The organism is Vibrio sp. PSi01 (assembly GCF_054960695.1).
The window spans coordinates 33,738-54,039 of sequence record NZ_JBHNYN010000005.1; the positions used below are offsets into that span (position 1 = coordinate 33,738).

The window sequence follows — 20,302 nt, forward strand, 5'->3', positions numbered from 1 at the left end:
GTAACGTCAAATTGTGACACAAACTTTTTTTACTTGCTCCAAAGCGCTTCACAATCTTGACCTTCGTAGTTTTTATCTACGAATAAGCCTAAAACTGCGATCACTCGATCACCATCCATTAATATTGGTGTTCGACGTCGTAACCAACTTGGTACCTGATACTCTTGAAAGAGCTTCTTAAGCTTTCTGCTATGCCCGCGTCCAACAGGGTGAGCCGATAATCCTTCCGGATTAAAAATCACCCTTAGTGTTACGCTTTTATCCGACAAACTAAAGCTTTGCAAATCACGGTTGCTAGATACGCCCTCACTCATCGCTGAACTTAAGTGTAGCTCCCCTAAACCATCAGGCAGAACTAAGCTACCTTCCGCTGAAATATCACTTTGCCAGCTCGACAAATCTTGGGTGTCTTGTACCAAATAGAGCTGGTTATTAAAACGCCTAATCTCAACATCATTCAACACCAGCTTAGGATTGGCATCTGCCTGAGCACAGGCTACCTCATCCCAAATAAGTTTTAGCTGCTTTTGGCTCGGCATAGGTTGATTGCAATGGTTCAACCACATTCTTAGCAAGCGTGCGCGCAGTAAATCAGAATGCTGAGATAAGGCCTCAATGCTTAGGCTTAGGCTCTTATTGCCCCTCAAAGCTTGCTGAAAGTGAGACTCAAGCAGTTCATCGAGTAGCAACTCTTGTTCTGCGCACAGTTGAGCGCTGCGACTGACCGACTCTCGAAAACTAGGCCATCGTTCAATTAATGTCGGCGTAACTTGGTGACGAATAAAATTACGGTCATAGCGCAGGTCTTGATTACTCTCATCTTCGACCCAAGTTAAACCCATATTATGAGCTGATGTTTCAATATCTGAGCGGGTCACCGACAGCAGAGGACGAAGCATGAAAGCTTTCCCAAACGGCATAATCTTCGCCATAGAAGAGAGTCCTTTTGGGCCACTTCCACGTTTTAACGCTAACAAGAAAGTCTCAAGTTGGTCATCAATGTGCTGACCCGTGACTAACACATCACCCGATCTGACATGCTGCTCAAAAGCTTTATATCGAGCGTCTCGCGCAAGCTTTTCAACGCTCTCGCCACTATTAAGATCTAATGATACTCGCTCTACAGCCAAAGATACCGACAACACATCACACCATGCTTGGCATCGTTCTACCCAGTAGTCGGCGTTTTCGCTTAGGCCATGGTGAACATGTACCGCACGACACTCAATGTCATGCGTTTGCGCGTACTGTGCCGCTAACTCTAACAAAACTCGAGAATCAACACCGCCACTGAAAGCCACGATCAATCTACTAGGCTTAAGTGCGCTTTGATGAAGTGCCGATGTAAAGGTTTTGATTAAGTGAGTCATGAGCGAGTGAACCATGAGAGTAGGTTTGACGGGGGTATGTTCTAATAATAAAAAAGGGTTGGCACTGAGTCCAACCCTTTCATCATCTTGTTACTTGAAGCTGCCTCATTTCAAGGCACGCTTATCAGCAGTAACCGTAGCTCATTAGACGCTGGTAACGACGCTCAAGAAGCGCTTCATTATCAAACTGCTCTAGCTCTTCTAGTTGTTTGACTAGCATGTCTTTCATGTTCTGAGCAGTTTGTACTGGATCGCGGTGCGCGCCACCTAGAGGCTCAGGAATGATTTCGTCGATAAGTTCAAGCTCTTTAAGACGAGGAGCAACTAGACCCATTGCTTCTGCAGCTTGTGGCGCTTTATCTGAATCACGCCATAGGATTGAAGCACAGCCTTCTGGAGATATTACTGAGTACGTAGAGTACTGAAGCATGTTCACGTAATCACCAACGCCGATCGCTAGTGCACCACCAGAACCGCCTTCACCGACAACGTTACAGATAACTGGTACAGATAGACCAGCCATTACCTTTAGATTTTTTGCGATAGCTTCAGATTGGCCACGCTCTTCAGCACCAACACCAGGGTATGCACCCGCCGTGTCGATGAAAGTAATAATTGGCATGTTGAAACGCTCAGCCGTTTCCATTAAGCGAAGAGCCTTACGGTAACCCTCAGGCTTTGGCATACCAAAGTTACGGATCACTTTTTCTTTGGTCTCGCGACCTTTTTGATGACCAATAACCATAACAGGACGGCCATTTAGACGAGCCATACCACCCACAATTGCTTTATCGTCAGCGTAAGCGCGATCACCCGCCATCTCTTCAAATTCTGTGAATGCATGCTCTAGGTAATCTTTGGTATAAGGACGTTGAGGGTGGCGAGCAAGTTGAGCCACCTGCCACGCACCTAAGTCACTAAAGATTTTCTGTTTAAGCTCTAAGCTTTTTTTCTCTAGTTGTTCGATTTCTTTGTCTAGATCTACCGCTGCGTCACCACCGTGACGAGAAACGTCACGTAGCGCTTCGATTTTTGCTTCAAGTTCAGCGATAGGCTTTTCAAATTCTAGAAAGTTCAGGCTCATCTATGAATCCTTGTTGATTCAGCTCCACGTTAGCGAAGCTAAATTTTAGTTAAATTCGAGTTCTACTTGGCTATTTCCAAGCAGCTGTTTTAATTCGTCTAGTAATGTATCACTTGGCGTCACACGCCATTCTGTGCCCAATGTTAACCGCGCTCTAGCGTCGGCACGTTGGTAGTATACATTGACTGGGACCGTTCCGGCTCTATAAGGTTCTAAGATTTGACCAAAGCGTTCAAAAAATTGACCATTAATCTGGGATTGATCGATAGATATCGATACCCCACGAGCATATTTTTCACGGGCGCTTCCTAAGTCCATGACCTCGCGCGCGGACATTTTAAGCCCACCGTTGAAGTCATCAAAGCTGACCTGTCCAGAAACGACCACAATTTTGTCTTTTTCGAGCAATTCTGCGTAGCGATCGAGTGCATCAGAGAACAACATCACTTCCATTCGGCCAGATCGGTCATCAAGTGTCATTAAACCGATTCGTGTACCGCGTTTCGTGGTCATGACCCTAGCAGCAATGACCAAGCCTGCAATCGTTAATGATTGGTCACGACGCGTTGGCGTAGCATCTTTCAAACGACAGCTGGTGTATTTTGCTAACTCTTTGATGTAAGCATTCACCGGGTGACCCGTTAAATACAAACCCAGTGTTTCTCGCTCACCTTCAAGCCAAACTTTTTCAGGCCATTTAGGTACTTGAGTATACTTGTGTTCAACCTCTTCTGGAGCATCAGTCAACACACCAAACATGTCGGATTGACCAAACGACTCAGCATGGTGATGTTGGCTTGCAGCCTTAACTGCATCTTTCAATGACGCCATCATCGCAGCACGGTGAGGACCTAATCTATCTAAGGCTCCAGATAGAATCAACTTTTCGATAACACGTTTGTTAACCTTCTTCAGATCAAGACGCGCACAGAAGTCGAATAAATCTTTAAAGTAACCGCCCTTATTGCGCGCTTCAATAATCGCTTCAATAGGGCCTTCACCCACCCCTTTTATCGCACCAATACCATAAACAATCGCTCCGTCTTCATCGACATTGAATCGGTATAGGCCTGAATTGATATCAGGTGGAAGAAGCTTAAGCTTCATACGGAAACACTCATCAACAAGGCCAATAACCTTCTCCGTGTTGTCCATATCTGCGGTCATTACCGCCGCCATAAATTCCGCTGGGTAGTGCGTTTTCAGCCATAGTGTTTGATAAGAAACCAATGCGTAGGCAGCCGAGTGAGATTTGTTGAAGCCGTAGCCCGCAAACTTCTCTACCAAGTCAAAGATCTTCATGGCCAATTCGCCATCAACACCGTTAGCTTCAGCACCCTCTTTAAAGGTACCGCGCTGTTTTGCCATCTCTTCAGGCTTTTTCTTACCCATCGCACGACGCAGCATATCGGCTCCACCAAGCGTATAACCCGCCAGAATCTGAGCGATTTGCATTACCTGTTCTTGATACAGGATGATGCCGTAAGTCGGTTCTAATGTTTCTTTTAACGACTCGTGTTGCCACGTTTCATCGGGGTAAGATACTGCTTCTCGTCCATGTTTACGGTCGATAAAGTTATCTACCATACCTGATTGAAGAGGGCCCGGACGGAACAAGGCCACTAATGCGATGATATCTTCAAAACAGTCGGGCTGTAGACGCTTGATCAGGTCTTTCATACCGCGAGATTCCAGCTGGAATACCGCCGTCGTTTCAGAATTTTGTAATAAGTTAAACGACGCTTGGTCATCAAGAGGAATCGACTCGATACGAACCGGATCTTTACCCTCTTTTGCCAAACGTGGATTCACTAAGCCCAATGCCCAATCGATAATAGTTAAGGTACGCAACCCCAAGAAGTCAAACTTAACCAAGCCAGCGGTTTCTACGTCATTCTTATCGAATTGCGTTACTGGGAAGTTACCTTCCGCATCGGCATAAATAGGTGCAAAGTCAGTAATCGTGGTGGGTGAGATTACAACCCCCCCAGCGTGCTTACCAGCGTTTCGTGTACAACCTTCTAGAATTCGACATTTATCAATCAGCTCACGAACTTCTTCATCACCATCATAGAGTTCAGGTAATGCGGGTTCAGCGAGGAAGGCTTTCTCTAGCGTCATACCCGGGTCAGGCGGAACTAGCTTAGAAATTCGGTCAACAAAGCCAAATGGGTGGCCTAACACACGACCTACATCTCGAATTACCGCTTTCGCTGCCATGGTACCGAAGGTGATGATCTGCGAAACAGCATCACGGCCATACATTTCTGCAACGTGATCAATGACTTGGTCACGCTTATCCATACAGAAATCGATATCAAAATCGGGCATCGATACACGTTCTGGGTTCAAGAAACGTTCAAAAAGTAGATCGTATTCAAGTGGGTCAAGATCGGTGATATCCAATGCATAAGCCACCAAAGAACCAGCACCAGAACCACGGCCTGGACCAACAGGTACATCGTTGTCTTTGGACCACTGGATGAACTCCATAACAATCAAGAAGTAGCCTGGGAACCCCATGTTATTGACAACTTCAAGTTCAATTTTGAGGCGCTCATCGTACTCTGGCCTACGCTCTGCTCGGATTTTTTCGTCAGGGAATAGAAACTCTAAACGACGCTCAAGACCTTCTTCTGACTTCTTAATCAGGAAGTCTTCAATCGCTAAACCTTCGGTTGGGAAGTTAGGCAAGAAGTATTCGCCAAGGCGAACGGTTACATTACAACGCTTAGCAATCTCGACACTGTTTTCCAGAGCTTCAGGGATATCAGAGAACAACTCGCACATCTCTTCTTCGCTACGAAGGTATTGCTGTGCGCTGTAGTTTTTTGGTCGACGTGGATCAACCATTGTAAAACCGTCGTGGATCGCTACGCGGATTTCGTGAGCGTCAAAAAGATCTTCGGTTAGGAACACCACTTCATTCGTCGCAACAACAGGCAAATCTTCTTGTTCTGCCAGTTCTAATGCAAAGTGTAGGTAAGACTCTTCATCCGGACGCCCGGTACGAATAAGCTCAAGGTAAAAACGATCTGCGAAATACGTTTTGTAAAACTCAACGCTGCTCGCGACAAGTTCACGGTTACCTTTCAGTAACGCTTTGCCAATCTCACCATCTTTGGCACCCGATAAAATAATCAGGCCTTCTGCATGCTCAATTAACCATTCTTTATCGAGAACAGGTTGATGCTGTACATGACCACGAAGATAGGCCTTCGAGATCAATAAAGTAAGGTTGTTGTAACCCTTGTTATCCGTGGCCAGTATTGTCAACTTTGTTAACTCGTCACCAAATTCTGGAGACTGCATAACGAAGTCCGCACCAATAATAGGTTTAACCCCACACCCATGGGCAGTACCGTAAAACTTAACCAAGCCACAAAGGTTGGTAAAGTCGGTAAGTGCTAGAGCAGGCATACCCATTTCAGCTACTTTTTTTACTAATGGTGGCACCTTAGATAGGCCATCCACCATCGAAAAGTCACTGTGTACGCGTAGGTGAACAAATTTTGGATCTGACATTATTTTTCCTGAGTTCTAGGCTCAAGCCTAGGATTACAACTGTGTGTATTCTATTTTTTCCTGCCGCAAATAGGCAACTTTATTCGCTGCTACGTTTAAATCAATACGAAGCCCTAATCAATATAAAGCTCGAACCAATTTAAAGCGTTGGCCAAAGCACGTTAATCGATACCTAAAATACGTTTTACTGGTTTGAAGCTCTTACGGTAATGTTCGGTTACGCCGTGTTTTTCAATTGCTTCGAAATGCGCTTTAGTTGGGTAACCTTTATGTTTAGCGAAACCAAATTCGGGATGGATCTTATCAAGTTCTTCCATCTCTTGATCACGGACCACTTTAGCAATAATAGACGCCGCACTGATTTCAGCGACTCGTAAGTCACCCTTTACAATAGCCATACCGTCCATCGGCAGTTCAGGAACACGGTTACCATCGATTAATGCCATATCGGGCTGAATATTAAGTCCGGCAATGGCACGCTGCATCGCTACCATGGTTGCTTGCAGAATATTAAGTTCATCAATCTCTTGAGGAGAACAGCGACCAACAGACCACGCCAACGCTTTTTCTTTGATTTCAGGAAGTAAAGCAAGGCGTTTTTTTTCAGACAGTTTTTTGGAGTCGTTCAAGCCTTCAATTGGATTATTTGGATCAAGAATAACCGCAGCCGTCACTACATCACCAACCAATGGCCCACGCCCCACTTCATCCACACCAGCAAACAACTGGTAACCCTCAGGATACTCAAAAGGAGGAAGTTCTTTTTTCTCTTTTACTGCCATAATTATTCTCTTAGTGCTCTATAAAACTATCAACGCTTACGCTTCAACAAATGGCTTATTAATAAGGTTCAAGACTGCATTGGCTGCTTGCTTGTCCGCGCCTTTACGAATCCAATGATGCATCTCAGTAAAGCGTTCGATCAACGCAGTATTGTCCGCTGAGAGCATTTTATCGACAGACGGAAACAAAAAGTCTGGGTGACACTCTTCAAGAATATGTTCTTTCACTATCTCTTCACCTGCCAAAATATTCGGCAATGAGACGAACTCGGTAATCGATAATTTCTTAACAATGTATCCCGTCAGTTTATTTACTTTGTAGCCAACGACCATCGGGCGCTTCAGTAACATACACTCAAGAGCAACAGTACCTGAGGCAAGCAGCACAGAATCAGCAGCGGTAATTACGTTTCTCGCGGTATCATCCACTAACGAGAATTCAAGTTCAGGTGCTGTCGATTGCCAAATGTCGGTAAACTGTTTTTTACGCTGTTCGTTAACAAGCGCAACAACAAAATTGATATCAGGGTATTTCTGCTTAATGCGTTGGCACGTTTCGATAAATGGTTGAGCAATCAAACTCATCTCACCACCACGGCTACCCGGCAATACCGCTAGCCACTGCTTATCTTGATCTAAACCTAAAAGCTCTCGAGCTTCCTGCTTATTTGGGTCCAGAGGGATAGCGTCTGCCAAGGTATGGCCAACAAATTCACAGGCAACATTATATTTATCGTAGAACGCTTTTTCGAATGGCAAGAAAGCAAGGACTAAATCAGTTGCTTTATCGATTTTAAAGATACGCTTAGGACGCCAAGCCCAAACTGAAGGGCTAACATAATGAACCGTTTTAATTCCAGCTTTCTTCAGATCTAACTCAAGTCTCAGGTTGAAGTCAGGAGCATCAATACCAACAAAGACATCTGGTGGGTTCTGTGTGAAATACTTAACCAGTTCTGCTTTCACTTTTAACAAGCGAGGTAAACGACCCAATACTTCAACTAACCCCATTACGGCAAGCTCTTCCATTTCGAAAAGAGATTCACAACCCAGAGCCTTCATCTTTGGTCCACCGATACCTACGAACTCAGCATTCGGATACTGGGATTTTATTGCTTTGATGAAACCTTCACCTAGCGTGTCTCCGGAGAGCTCTCCCACAACAATACCGACTCGCAGTGGTTCATTCGAAACAAAGTTAGAGCTATCAGTATGCGCATCTTGTTGTGCCATAATTTTCAATTCCCTTCTTGCCTAAAACAAAAAAGATCGCCTAACAAGTAGCGATCTTTTTGTTATACCAATCTGATGAAGTAATGATTGTCATACTCATGTTGACTGGTACATAACCACATCAAGTATTAACGAATAATACCGCGCTCAGAGTTCTCTAGCATTTCTAACATCGGAGTTATAGAAGTAAACTCTTTCGCCATTTCAACTAAAGCCACTTTCGCTTCTTCAAGTGTTTTGCCTGAGCGGTATAACTCTTTGTACGCTTTTTGTAATGCTCGGATTTCCGGTTTCTCAAACCCATTTCGCTTCAAGCCCACTAGGTTAAGACCAAATGGAGCAGCATGGTTGCCCTGCGCAAGCACGTACGGCAGTACATCTTGAACAACAGCAGAGCAGCCGCCAATATAAGCGTAAGCGCCGATTGAACAGAATGGGTGAATAGCAGAAAGCGCCATAACGCCAGCGTAATCGCCTACGGTTACGTGGCCACCAAGAATCGCATTGTTACCAATATGAGTATGGTTACCAACAATTACATCGTGCGCTACGTGAGCATTGACACAAAGTAGGTTGTCATCACCAATCACTGTGGTTGCTTTATCTTGAGTTGTACCACGGTGGATCTGAACTGCTTCACGGATCACATTACGATCACCGATCACAACAGTTGTGTCTTCACCGCCGTATTTCTTATCTTGGTTTTCTTCACCAATCACTGCGTGTGGGAAGATTCGATTTTGCTTACCAATTGTTGTGTGACCTTTGATCACAACATGTGACATCACTTCTGTGTCATCGCCAATAGTCACATTACCAGCAATGTAAGTGAAAGGCCCAACCGTCACGTTAGCACCGATTGTCACATCACCTTCGATTACTGCTGCCGGGTGAATTTTCGCTGTTTCATGAATCATATTAAAACTCTCTACGAGCACATTTAAGTTCAGCTGAACATACTACGACGCCGTCTACTTTAGCTACACCATTAAATGATGCGATACCACGACGCTCTTTTAAAAACTCAACTTCGATAACTAACTGGTCACCTGGCACTACAGGTTTACGGAATTTTGCTTTATCGACACTTGCAAAGTAGTAAAGCTCATTGCCAGAAGGAGCACCAAAGGATTTAAATGCCAAAAGACCTGTAGCTTGTGCCATTGCTTCTAAGATCAACACGCCTGGGAATACAGGAAGTTGTGGGAAGTGGCCTGTGAACTGAGGTTCGTTAACAGAGACATTCTTAATTGCAGTCAGTGTTTTTTCTTTTTCAAAGCTAGTCACACGATCAACCATTAAGAATGGGTAGCGATGAGGTAATAGTTCCTGAATTTCAGTAATGTTCATCGTTGTCTGTTCAGTAGTCAAAGTCGTATTCCTATATATTCTTTATTTAATTAGAAGGATTATAAACGAAAAAGACTCGCTGTTCGCGAGCCTTTTATTAGAAATGCTGGAATTATGATTCCGCGCTCTTCTCAATAAGTTTTTCAACGGTTTTCAAACGCTTGTTCATTTCATCAATACGATGTACACGCGTTGCTGTTTTACGCCAATCTTTGTTTGGCTGTAAAGGAATACCAGAAGAGTACATGCCTTTCTCAGTGATGCTACGCATTACCATCCCCATACCAGTGATTGTAACGCCGTCAACGATTTCAATGTGACCATTAATCACGCAGCCACCACCAATGATACAGTACTTACCTATCGTTGTGCTGCCAGCGACAATAGTACCACCGGCAAGGGCAGAACCATATCCGATGTGAACGTTGTGAGCAATTTGAAGTTGGTTATCTAAGATAACATTATCTTCAATCACAGTATCGTCCAAAGCACCACGGTCGATGGTTGTACACGCGCCAATTTCTACGCGATTACCAATACGAACTGAACCGACTTGCGGAATCTTAACCCACTCGCCTTTCTCGTTTGCATAACCAAAGCCATCAGAGCCAACGACAGTGCTTGATTGGATCAAACACGCATCGCCAATAACAACCTCATGATAAATGCTTACATTCGCCCACAACTTAGTGCCGGAGCCAACCTTTGCGTTTTTACCAATAAAGCAACCTGCACCGATGACTACATCATCACCAAGTACAACGCCTGATTCAATCACTGCGTTTGCACCAATAGACACATTTTGTCCAATGGTCGCATCGCCTGAAATTGAAGCAGAATCAGCAATAGCCGCAGCTGGTGCTGGAGTAGTGTCAAGCGCTTGAGCCACTTTAGCAAAAGCAACGTAAGGGTCATTAACCACAATAACGTTGGTCTTACAAAGTTCACGCTCAGTCTCTTTGACCATAATAGCGGATGCCTTACAGTCACCTAAGTGCTTGCTGTACTTAACGTTAGAAAGGAACGTAATGTTACCTTCTTGCGCTTTATCCATAGGAGCGACTGCTGAGACGGTAATACTACCGTCTCCATGTAGCTCTCCACCGGTAATCGTTGCCAATTCGGCTAAAGTCAGGTTCTTCATAAAAACTTATTTCAGTGCTTTAATTACTTTCTCAGAGATGTTGTATTCTGGCTTACCATACTGCAGAGCTTGAATATCAACAATCATGTCGTAGCCTTCTTTCTCTGCAACTTTAGTTACAGCATCTTGAATCACTTTGAAAAGCTTCTGCTTCTCTTGCGCTTCACGACGTTGGCTTGCTTTTTCTAGTGCTTGAGCTTTGATTTTGTACTTACTGTCTAGTTGACCTACTTCGATACGTAGCTTCTCAACTTCGTCAGGACCTAACAGTTCGCCATCACGCTTAAGCTTTTCGATCTTAGTCTTAGCTTGTGCTTGAATACTTTGTAGTTCAGCCGCTTTGTCTTTGAACTCTTCCTGCATTTTTTGAAGAACAACTTCACGCTGAGGTAGAGCCTGGAATACTTGTGCAGTGTTTACATAACCCACTTTTTGCGCAGCTTCAGCCGCTGTTGCAAAGAAAGAAGAGCTAAGAACTACAAGGCCTAAACCTGCTGCTTTAATCATATTTTTCAAAATATTGTCCTTTAAATATTAGAAGGTTCTACCGATGGTGAATGTGAAGAACTCTTCATCATCACCTTCGTAAACTTTAATTGGTTTCGCTAGAGAGAAAACCAGTGGGCCCATTGGTGACATCCATTGAAGAGCGGCACCATAAGATGAGCGATAATTACTTGGATCAGAGTAATCGTAGTAATACTGACTGCCACTGTTAGGTGCGCCTCGGTCTACGAATTCTGTATCCCATACACTTGCCATGTCGAAGAAAACACTGGTGCGAATTTGACTACGCGCTTCATCAGAAGCAAACGGCGTTGGTACGATTAGCTCTAAACTAGCCAAAGCAACCGCATTACCACCTACTGAATCATCCGTAGCTGTGTCGTAAGTAGGGTTGTTACCCGTACTGCTTCCGTAAACGGCTTTCGGACCTGCCGAGTTAGAACCAAAACCACGTAGCGTAGTGAAACCACCTGCATAATAGTTCTCGTAGAATGGGAACAAGTTATCGTTACCATCCGTCTGACCATAACCATTACCATAGCCTAATCGGCCACGCATCAATAGTGTGAACTCATGCTTTTTGGTCAGCGGGATGTAATGTTTTACATCATACTGCGCTTTGAAGTACTGAGCATCAGACCCTGGTACCGTCATTTTAGCGAAAGCACGTTGGTGGTTACCCTCGGTTGGGAAGAAACCACGGTTCAAGTTATTACGTGTCCAAGAAATATTGATGTCGAAATCATCGGTCAAGATGTGTTCGTCACCATATTGGTCAATACTTCTCGCAAACTGTTCAACTTGAATATAGGTCGGAACGTTACCGATCTTGTTGTGTGTATAGCCGATACCAAACTCGATACGGTTCAGCTCATCGACAGGGAAGCCCCATGTTAGGCTAGTACCATAACTTTGGTTGGTATAGTCGACGATACCCGCTTCAGATGCTTCGAACTCGTTGTAGAAGATCTTACCGCCTAAACTCACACCATCAAGGTTCCAGTATGGGTCACGGTAGTCTAAGCTCACGTTCTTCTGGTAATCGTTCATCATGGCACTAACGCCAACACGGTTACCTGAACCCGCAAAGTTATCTTGTTGCAAACCGACTTGGAAACTCACGCCTGACTCAGTACCGTAACCAACACCAAAGTTGATGCTGCCTGAGTTAGCTTCTTTAACGTTGTAAACCAAATCAACTTGGTCGTCACTACCTGGGACACGTACGGTTTGTACATCCACAGTTTCAAAGTAACCTAAACGGTTCAGGCGGCTCTTACCGGTATCAATTGACTTAGAGTTAAGCCAGCTTCCTTCCATTTGACGCATCTCACGACGTAACACTTCATCTTTGGTTGAGTTGTTACCCGTAAAACGAATATCACGAACGTAGATACGACTACCCGCTTCTACATTGATCACTAACGAAACTTCTTTCGTTTCATCATCAAATTCTGGAATAGTGCGAACTTGTGGATAGGCATAGCCTGATTCACCAAGAATTCGTTTAACGTTTTCTTCAAGTGAAGTCACCGAAGAACCGTTATAAACATCGCCATCTTCAAATGGGACTAATGCGTCGAAATCTGCTTCACGACCGATCAACTCACCACGGAAAGCGACATCTTTAACGATATAGGCCTCACCTTCATCAATACCGAGCGTGATATAAACGCCTTTTTTGTCTGGTGAGATCGCTACCTGAGTAGAATCGACCTTGAATTTAAGGTAACCACGGTCAAGATAGTAAGATTTCAGAGCTTCAATATCGCCAGCCAATACTTGCTTTTGGTATTTTTCATCCGCAAGAAAGTTCCACCATGCAACATCGACATTCAAGTTGAAACGACTGAGCAAATCAGCATCAGAGAACACTTCATTACCAATAAAGTTGATTTGCTGAATTTTAGCGGACACGCCTTCAGTAAACACAAATTTAAGGTCAGAACGGTTACGCGGCAAAGGCGTAACAACTGCTTTTACGGTTGCGTTGTATTTACCAACACTGTAATAAAAGTCTTCGAGGCCTTTCTCAATGTTACTCAGTGTTGTACGGTCAAGCGCTTCACCTTCACGAACACCAGACGCATCTAGGTTCTGTTGAAGCTGCTCTTCTTTGATCGCTTTATTTCCTGAAAACGAGATACTTGCAATGGTTGGCCGCTCTTTAACTTGAACAACTAAAACACCTTCATCACGAAGTACTTTAACGTCCTCAAAGTTACCTGAAGCATATAATGCGCGAATGATCTCAGATACATCGCCTTCATCTACTTCATCACCAATACGTACTGGCATTTTCAGTAGAGCTGCACCTAGTGCAACACGCTGTAAACCTTCGATCTTGATATCTTGAACCACAAAGTTTTGTGCTCCGTTCGCAGCCACACTAGTGGCCAATAGACTTGCGAACAGAATTTGCTTAATCGCCATACTTATTCTAATTATTCCTTGCTACTACCAATGCCTGTAAGAAACCATTTACAGGCGAGTAAAATCGTTAAATATTGCCAGAGCCATCAAAGAGAAGAGGATTGCCCCTCCCACTCTGTACCCCATCTCCTGAACTTTTTCAGGGACCGGTTTACGAGTAACGGCTTCAATAGCGAAAAAGAGCAAATGTCCGCCATCAAGCATAGGCAGCGGAACCAAATTAATAATACCTAAGTTCACACTAATCAAAGCCAAAAAGCCTAGGAAATAAACCAAACCATAATCGGCGGTTGTCCCTGCACCTTTGGCAATTGAAATAGGACCACTCAAGTTGTTTAAGCCAACATCACCAACGATAAGCTTTTTAAGCATTATCAGCGTCAAACCAATAATTTGACCTGTTTTATCAAATGCTTTTCCTACAGAATCAATTACACCAAATTGTAACTCAAAGCGATAATCTTCTGGCCATTCTGCGACTTCTGGAGCAATACCCGCATAGCCAATTACAGAACCATCAGAAAGCTCCCGGCTTTTTGGCGTCATAACCAATGACTGCTCAGCACCATTTCTCAACACAACAAGGTCTAATGACGTCATCGGGTTTGCACGAATTAACTCGACTACCGACTGCCACTGTTCAATGGGCTGCCCATCAATCTCAACAATTTTATCACCGGCTTCTAACCCTGCCGAGTATGCCGCACCGTCGTCAATCACTTGAGCAAGCGTTGTCGATATTTCTGGCGAATACGGTCTAAAACCAAGCGTTGTCATTGCAGATTCAGTTTCTGGGTTAAACGACCAGTCTGAGATATCCAATGTCATCTGTTGTTCGAAGCCGATATCATCTTGAGAAGCGACAGTTACAGTCATGGATTGATCACCAATGTGTGATATCAAACCCATATTAACAGATTCCCAATCTGCGGTTTTGATTCCTGAAACTGATTTAAGTTCCATTCCACTTTCAATTCCGGCTTGTGCGGCAATAGATTGCGGGGCGACTTCGCCGATTACGGGTTTAACCGCAGGCACACCAATCAAAAATACCAACCAGTACGCAAACACAGCAAAGATAAAATTAAATGCAGGACCGGCACCGACTATCGCAGTTCTTTTCCACAATGGCTTCTTATCAAAAGCGTATTGTTGTTCATCTTCAGAAAGGTCATCAACACGACCATCAAGCATCTTAACGTAGCCGCCCAATGGAATAACTGACAAGCTGTACTCTGTGCCATCACGGCCAACTTTGCTCCAGATTGATTTACCAAAACCAATCGAGAATTTTTCAACTTTCACACCACAGCGACGAGCAACCCAGAAGTGTCCAAACTCATGAACAGCGACCAGAATGCCAAGCGCTACAATAAAAGATGCGAAGTTCCACAGAATTCCACTCATGTAAGCTGCTCTTTAATAAATTGAATGGCTATTAGACGAGACATATTATCGAGCTCGAGAAGGCTTTCCAAGCTATCTAAGCCCTCAGAGTTATGTTGTTCACATACTTTGCTCATAACATGCTCGTTAATGATAGCAATATCGGTAAACTTCACCTGATTATTCAAGAAAGCATCAACTGCAATTTCGTTTGCCGCATTAATTGCAGTTGTTGCATGCTGACCTAAGTAGCAAGCTTCAATCGCTAATCTTAAGCAAGGGTAACGAGTTAAATCAGGCTCTAAGAATGTCAGCTCACCAACCTTAGTAAAGTCCAACGGCTTAACACCGGCTTCAGTACGTTCAGGATAAGACATGGTTAGAGCGATCGGCGTCGCCATATCGGGTTCGCCCATTTGAGCCAATACTGAACCATCTTTGTACTGAACCATAGAATGAATAACAGACTGAGGGTGAATAATAACTTTGAGTTGTTCTTGAGAAGCATTGAATAGCCATTTCGCTTCAATGTACTCTAGGCCCTTATTCATCATAGTTGCTGAATCAACAGAGATCTTAGGCCCCATAGACCAGTTAGGGTGCGCAATAGCTCGTTCAGGAGTCACTGATTCGAGTTCTGCGACATCGGTATAGCGGAAAGGGCCACCAGAGCCGGTCAAAAGAATATGATTGATACCGTTCTCTTCTAGGTTACAACGACCTAGATTGGTTTGTACGTTTTGTGGTAGGCATTGAAAAATAGCATTATGTTCACTATCTACAGGAAGTAGCTCGGCCCCGTACTTTTCTACAGCGTCGATAAACAGCTGACCTGACATCACCAAAGCTTCTTTGTTGGCAAGTAGGATACGCTTACCGGCTTTAACCGCAGACATCGTAGGAAGCAAACCTGCCGCACCGACAATAGCAGCCATAACTGTGTCGACTTCCTCTAAAGAAGCGACCTGACACATACCTTCCGGACCTGAAAGTACTGTAACGTTAGGGTAATTTTCGGACAACATGCCTGTCAGCTGAGATGCAGCATCAGGACAAGCCATAGCAACATAGCTTGGTTGCCACTTTTCAACTAACGCCAGCATCTTTTCAACGTTCGAGCCTGCAGCCAGTGCAACGACCGAATAAAGTTCTGGATTTTGCTCAACGACTTTTAGTGTACTTGCACCAATTGAGCCGGTAGCGCCAAGGATAGTTAGATTTCGCATCACATATGACCGTAGAAATGTAATAAAGGGCAGAAACACTGCCCTTTTTTATTAGAATGCTAAATAAAGCAGAGCAAAGACAGGGAATGCAGCCGTTAAGCTATCTATTCTATCAAGTATACCACCATGACCAGGAATCAGATTACTACTGTCTTTCACTCCGGAAACACGCTTAAACATGCTTTCTACAAGGTCACCAAGAACAGAGATAACAACGGTCACTAGGGTAATAATAATCATGTGAAGAGGGCTGGTGAATTGGATATCAAACAAATCAGCAAAGATCCAAGCCACGATCACCGCAGTAATAATGCCACCAATAAGACCTTCAATCGTCTTATTCGGACTTACCGCAGGTGCCATTTTTCGCTTACCAAAACTCTTTCCTGAAAAATAAGCCCCGCTGTCTGCTGCCCAAACAAGCAAACAAACAAACATTACCAATTTTGCACCGTGGTAAGGGTCAACATCGATGCCGTTAGCGCGCAGGATAACCACACTCCAGAAGAATGGCAGTAAAGTCAATACACCAAAAGCATGACGAAGGAAAGAAGAGTCTTTCCATGCTGGCATCGACTTAGGATAAGTCACTGCCATACCACTTGCGATTACCCACCAAATAGAACCAATAGTTAATATTGCGTAATGGGCGCTAGATAAGTCATTAAGGCTAAATGCATCAAAAGGGATAAAAGCAAAACTTGCCGCACTGACCACAACCGTTGGAATCAAGGCTAAATAACGCGACTTGCTTTCAACAAACTGAGTCCACTCCCAAAATCCCAAGAGCGAGATGACCGCTAATGAAAAAATAAACGTAGGAAGTGACAACTCGAAAATACCTAGAATAACTAGGGGAGCTAAAATCAACGCCGTAATAATTCGTTGTTTCAAACCAAAAAATCCTTATTAACTGTCCATCAGAGCTTTGATCTGTTCACCGGTGCATCCGAAACGACGCTCACGGTTTACAAACCAAGTCACAGCTTCTACTAAGCTGTCTTCATTAAAGTCTGGCCAGAATTGTTCAGTGAAATACATTTCAGCGTAAGCCAATTGCCAAAGCATAAAGTTACTAATGCGACACTCGCCACTAGTACGAATTAATAGGTCAACTTCCGGAATATCGGCCATAGTCAGGTGTTGTGTAATCATAGCTTCATCAATGTCTTCTACATTAATATCACCAGACTTTACCTGTTGAGCAATAGAAGTCATTGCTTGCTGGATATCCCACTTGCCACCGTAGTTGGCCGCAATATTAATAACCATGCCAGTATTGGTGCGAGTCAAAGCTTCCGCTTCTTCGATCTTCTTTTGGAGTCGATCATTGAAACGACTTTTGTCACCAATAACACGAAGCTGTAGATTGTTTTTATGAAGTTTTTTTACTTCACTCGAAAGGACTGAAATAAACAGTTCCATCAAGATACCGACTTCTTCTTCAGGACGACGCCAGTTCTCGCTACTAAACGCAAAAAGTGTAACGGCTTTAATGCCAAGTCTGGCTGCAGAAGAGATGGTTTTGCGAACGGCTTTAACACCGTTTTTATGACCAAAAACGCGAGGCTTGCCCTTAGCTTTTGCCCAGCGACCATTACCATCCATAATGATAGCAATGTGTTTAGGAAGAGAGTCTGTGAACGCTTGAGAATTATGCATAAAAGAGTGAATCAAATTCTAATAGTCGAACAGAGTAGCATAAAAAAACGCTGAACCGTGAGTACAGCGTTTTTCCGGAAAGAAAAGAATATGGAAAATTAAACTTCCATCAACTCTTTTTCTTTAACTGCTAAAACTTCGTCTACGTTCTTAACCGCAGCGTCAGTTAGCTTTTGAATTTCGTCTTGTGCTTTACGATCTTCGTCTTCAGAGATTTCTTTATCTTTAAGAAGCGCTTTTAGATCGCCATTCGCGTCGCGACGGATGTTACGGATAGCAACACGGCCACCTTCAGCTTCGCCACGAACAATTTTAACTAGGTCTTTACGACGCTCTTCCGTTAGCGGTGGAAGTGGTACACGGATAACCGTACCTGCAGACATAGGGTTTAGGCCTAGGTCAGAAGTCATGATTGCTTTTTCAACGAGAGGAGTCAGTGTTTTATCAAACACTGTAATTGCTAGTGTACGTGCGTCTTCAGCAATAACGTTAGCTACTTGAGTCAAAGGTGTTGGCGCACCGTAGTACTCAACGGTAAGGCCAGAAAGTAGGCTCGGGTGAGCACGGCCTGTACGAATTTTTTGTAGGCTGTTCTTTAGTGCATCAACACTTTTTACCATGCGCTCTTGAGCGTCTTTTTTGATTTCGTTAATCACAATTTCACCTTGATTATGTTCTTTCTTCAAGAAAGCTTTTTATTTGGAGTGATAAGGATAAGCTTACCAAAGCACAAGGCTTCAGTAAGCCCGAAAAATTAGTCAGCGTCGCTGATTAACGTACCTTCAGTTTCACCCATAACCACGCGACGTAGTGCGCCTGGCTTATTCATGTTAAATACACGGATTGGCATTTTGTGATCACGTGCTAGCGTAAATGCAGCCAAGTCCATTACTTTCAATTCTTTCTCAAGAATCGTGTTGTAAGACAAAGTATCATACAGCTCTGCGTCTGGGTTTGCTACTGGGTCAGCAGTAAATACACCATCTACTTTTGTCGCTTTTAGAACTACGTCAGCTTCGATTTCGATACCACGTAGACATGCAGCTGAGTCAGTAGTGAAGAATGGGTTACCAGTACCTGCAGAGAAGATCACAACGCGACCTTGACGTAGTTGGCTGATTGCATCTGCCCAGTTGTAGTCGTCACACACCCCTTTAAGCGGGATAGCTGACATTACACGCGCATTTACATAAGCACGGTGCAGAGCGTCACGCATTGCAAGGCCGTTCATTACCGTTGCAAGCATACCCATGTGGTCACCAACAACGCGGTTCATGCCTGCTTCAGCAAGGCCTGCACCACGGAAAAGGTTACCGCCACCGATAACAACACCTACTTGAACACCTAGTTCAACCAATTCTTTTACTTCTTGAGCCATACGATCAAGGATCGTAGGGTCAATACCAAAACCTTCTTCGCCTTGTAGTGCTTCACCGCTAAGTTTTAACAGAATACGTTGATACGCCGGTTTAGGGTTCGTAGTCATGGAGTTTACCTTCCAAAGAGTTGATGATTAACAGTCATGGATAAAAACTGATTAGCTCAGTTCGTATTCATAACAGCTAACAAAGCAAAAAAATTGTTCATTATTCATAAAAAGACCGCAGCATTTGCCACGGTCTTTTTCAAACAATACGCTAAGGATTAACCTTTTTGTACCGCAGCAACTTCGTCAGCGAAGCTCATTTCAGCCGCTTTCTCGATGCCTTCACCAACTTCTAGACGTACGAAGTCAGATACTGAAGCGCCTTTCTCTTTCAGGATAGCGCCAACAGTTTGCTTAGGCTCCATGATGAAAGCTTGACCAGTTAGAGAGATTTCGCCCGTGAATTTCTTCATACGGCCAACAACCATTTTCTCTGCGATTTCAGCTGGTTTGCCTTCGTTCATAGCGATTTCAACTTGAACTGCTTTTTCTTTCTCAACTACGTCTGCAGGTACGTCTTCTGGGTTTAGGAACTCAGGACGTGATGCAGCAACGTGCATTGCAACGTGCTTAAGCGTTTCAGCTTCGCCTTCACCAGCAACAACAACACCGATTTTCTCGCCGTGACGGTAAGAAGCTAGTGCAACACCTTCAACGAATTGTACGCGACGGATGTTGATGTTTTCACCGATCTTAGTTACTAGTGCAATACGCGCTTCTTCAAATTTAGCTTGAAGAGCAGCGATTTCTAGACGTTCTGCTAGAGCAACTTCAGCAACTTCGTTAGCGAATGCAAGGAAACCTGCATCTTTAGCTACGAAATCAGTTTGGCAGTTAACTTCAAGAAGAGCAGCTGCGCCGTTTGCTTCTTTGATGATGATTGCGCCTTCAGCAGCAACGTTACCAGCTTTTTTAGCTGCTTTCGCTGCGCCAGATTTACGCATGTTTTCAATTGCTAGCTCGATGTCGCCTTCAGCAGCAACAAGTGCTTTTTTACATTCCATCATGCCCGCAGCTGTGCGTTCACGAAGTTCTTTAACTAGAGCTGCAGTTACAGTTGCCATTCTCTATTCCTCAGTAAATTCTAAAAAAGATAAAAAACAGGGGCCTAATTAATTGGCCCCTGATATTGACTGTATTCAGTCCGTTAAGCCACCGATTATGACCGCTTAAT

General features: G+C 44.0%; 17 protein-coding genes. All 17 read right to left on the reverse strand.

Going from position 1 to position 20,302, the window contains the following annotated elements:
- Nucleotides 1–29: 29 nt before the first annotated feature.
- Entirely contained in the window at nucleotides 30–1,370 is a 1,341-nt protein-coding gene (tilS, locus tag ACFI6G_RS09220) for a tRNA lysidine(34) synthetase TilS (protein ID WP_372020349.1), read from the reverse strand.
- Nucleotides 1,371–1,494: 124 nt separating this feature from the next.
- Nucleotides 1,495–2,454, reverse strand: a complete 960-nt coding sequence (accA, locus tag ACFI6G_RS09225) for an acetyl-CoA carboxylase carboxyl transferase subunit alpha (RefSeq protein ID WP_010436520.1) — start codon at nucleotides 2,452–2,454, stop codon at nucleotides 1,495–1,497.
- A 45-nt stretch (nucleotides 2,455–2,499) separates the two neighbouring features.
- Complete coding sequence (dnaE, locus tag ACFI6G_RS09230) at nucleotides 2,500–5,979, reverse strand: DNA polymerase III subunit alpha (RefSeq protein WP_010436518.1); 3,480 nt, start codon at nucleotides 5,977–5,979, stop codon at nucleotides 2,500–2,502.
- A 161-nt stretch (nucleotides 5,980–6,140) separates the two neighbouring features.
- Entirely contained in the window at nucleotides 6,141–6,761 is a 621-nt protein-coding gene (gene rnhB / locus ACFI6G_RS09235) for a ribonuclease HII (RefSeq protein WP_016785005.1), read from the reverse strand.
- A 36-nt stretch (nucleotides 6,762–6,797) separates the two neighbouring features.
- Nucleotides 6,798–7,994, reverse strand: coding sequence for a lipid-A-disaccharide synthase (gene lpxB / locus ACFI6G_RS09240; protein WP_010436514.1), 1,197 nt, complete (start codon nucleotides 7,992–7,994; stop codon nucleotides 6,798–6,800).
- A gap of 128 nt (nucleotides 7,995–8,122) precedes the next feature.
- Complete coding sequence (gene lpxA / locus ACFI6G_RS09245) at nucleotides 8,123–8,911, reverse strand: acyl-ACP--UDP-N-acetylglucosamine O-acyltransferase (RefSeq protein ID WP_010436512.1); 789 nt, start codon at nucleotides 8,909–8,911, stop codon at nucleotides 8,123–8,125.
- A gap of 1 nt (nucleotide 8,912) precedes the next feature.
- Nucleotides 8,913–9,365, reverse strand: coding sequence for a 3-hydroxyacyl-ACP dehydratase FabZ (fabZ, locus tag ACFI6G_RS09250; RefSeq protein ID WP_009847408.1), 453 nt, complete (start codon nucleotides 9,363–9,365; stop codon nucleotides 8,913–8,915).
- A 91-nt stretch (nucleotides 9,366–9,456) separates the two neighbouring features.
- A complete protein-coding gene (gene lpxD / locus ACFI6G_RS09255; RefSeq protein WP_010436510.1) occupies nucleotides 9,457–10,488 on the reverse strand; it encodes a UDP-3-O-(3-hydroxymyristoyl)glucosamine N-acyltransferase in 1,032 nt (343 codons plus the stop codon).
- A gap of 6 nt (nucleotides 10,489–10,494) precedes the next feature.
- Entirely contained in the window at nucleotides 10,495–10,995 is a 501-nt protein-coding gene (locus ACFI6G_RS09260) for an OmpH family outer membrane protein (RefSeq protein WP_016767578.1), read from the reverse strand.
- 27 nt (nucleotides 10,996–11,022) lie between these two features.
- Complete coding sequence (gene bamA / locus ACFI6G_RS09265; protein WP_010436504.1) at nucleotides 11,023–13,428, reverse strand: outer membrane protein assembly factor BamA; 2,406 nt, start codon at nucleotides 13,426–13,428, stop codon at nucleotides 11,023–11,025.
- A gap of 48 nt (nucleotides 13,429–13,476) precedes the next feature.
- On the reverse strand, nucleotides 13,477–14,835 hold the full coding sequence (gene rseP / locus ACFI6G_RS09270) for a sigma E protease regulator RseP (protein WP_065101114.1): 1,359 nt from the start codon (nucleotides 14,833–14,835) through the stop codon (nucleotides 13,477–13,479).
- Complete coding sequence (gene ispC / locus ACFI6G_RS09275; RefSeq protein WP_010436498.1) at nucleotides 14,832–16,040, reverse strand: 1-deoxy-D-xylulose-5-phosphate reductoisomerase; 1,209 nt, start codon at nucleotides 16,038–16,040, stop codon at nucleotides 14,832–14,834. Before ispC ends, rseP begins: the two co-directional genes overlap by 4 nt.
- 51 nt (nucleotides 16,041–16,091) lie before the next feature.
- Nucleotides 16,092–16,934: a phosphatidate cytidylyltransferase gene (locus tag ACFI6G_RS09280; RefSeq protein ID WP_016787751.1), complete on the reverse strand. Its 843-nt coding sequence runs from the start codon at nucleotides 16,932–16,934 to the stop codon at nucleotides 16,092–16,094.
- 15 nt (nucleotides 16,935–16,949) lie between these two features.
- Nucleotides 16,950–17,702: an isoprenyl transferase gene (locus tag ACFI6G_RS09285; protein WP_010436491.1), complete on the reverse strand. Its 753-nt coding sequence runs from the start codon at nucleotides 17,700–17,702 to the stop codon at nucleotides 16,950–16,952.
- A 98-nt stretch (nucleotides 17,703–17,800) separates the two neighbouring features.
- Entirely contained in the window at nucleotides 17,801–18,358 is a 558-nt protein-coding gene (frr, locus tag ACFI6G_RS09290) for a ribosome recycling factor (protein ID WP_009847417.1), read from the reverse strand.
- A gap of 98 nt (nucleotides 18,359–18,456) precedes the next feature.
- On the reverse strand, nucleotides 18,457–19,188 hold the full coding sequence (pyrH, locus tag ACFI6G_RS09295) for a UMP kinase (protein WP_009847418.1): 732 nt from the start codon (nucleotides 19,186–19,188) through the stop codon (nucleotides 18,457–18,459).
- A 158-nt stretch (nucleotides 19,189–19,346) separates the two neighbouring features.
- The gene (gene tsf, locus ACFI6G_RS09300; RefSeq protein ID WP_010436487.1) at nucleotides 19,347–20,192 is read right to left on the reverse strand and encodes a translation elongation factor Ts; all 846 of its coding nucleotides are present in this window, start codon (nucleotides 20,190–20,192) and stop codon (nucleotides 19,347–19,349) included.
- Between the last annotated feature and the right edge of the window lie 110 nt (nucleotides 20,193–20,302).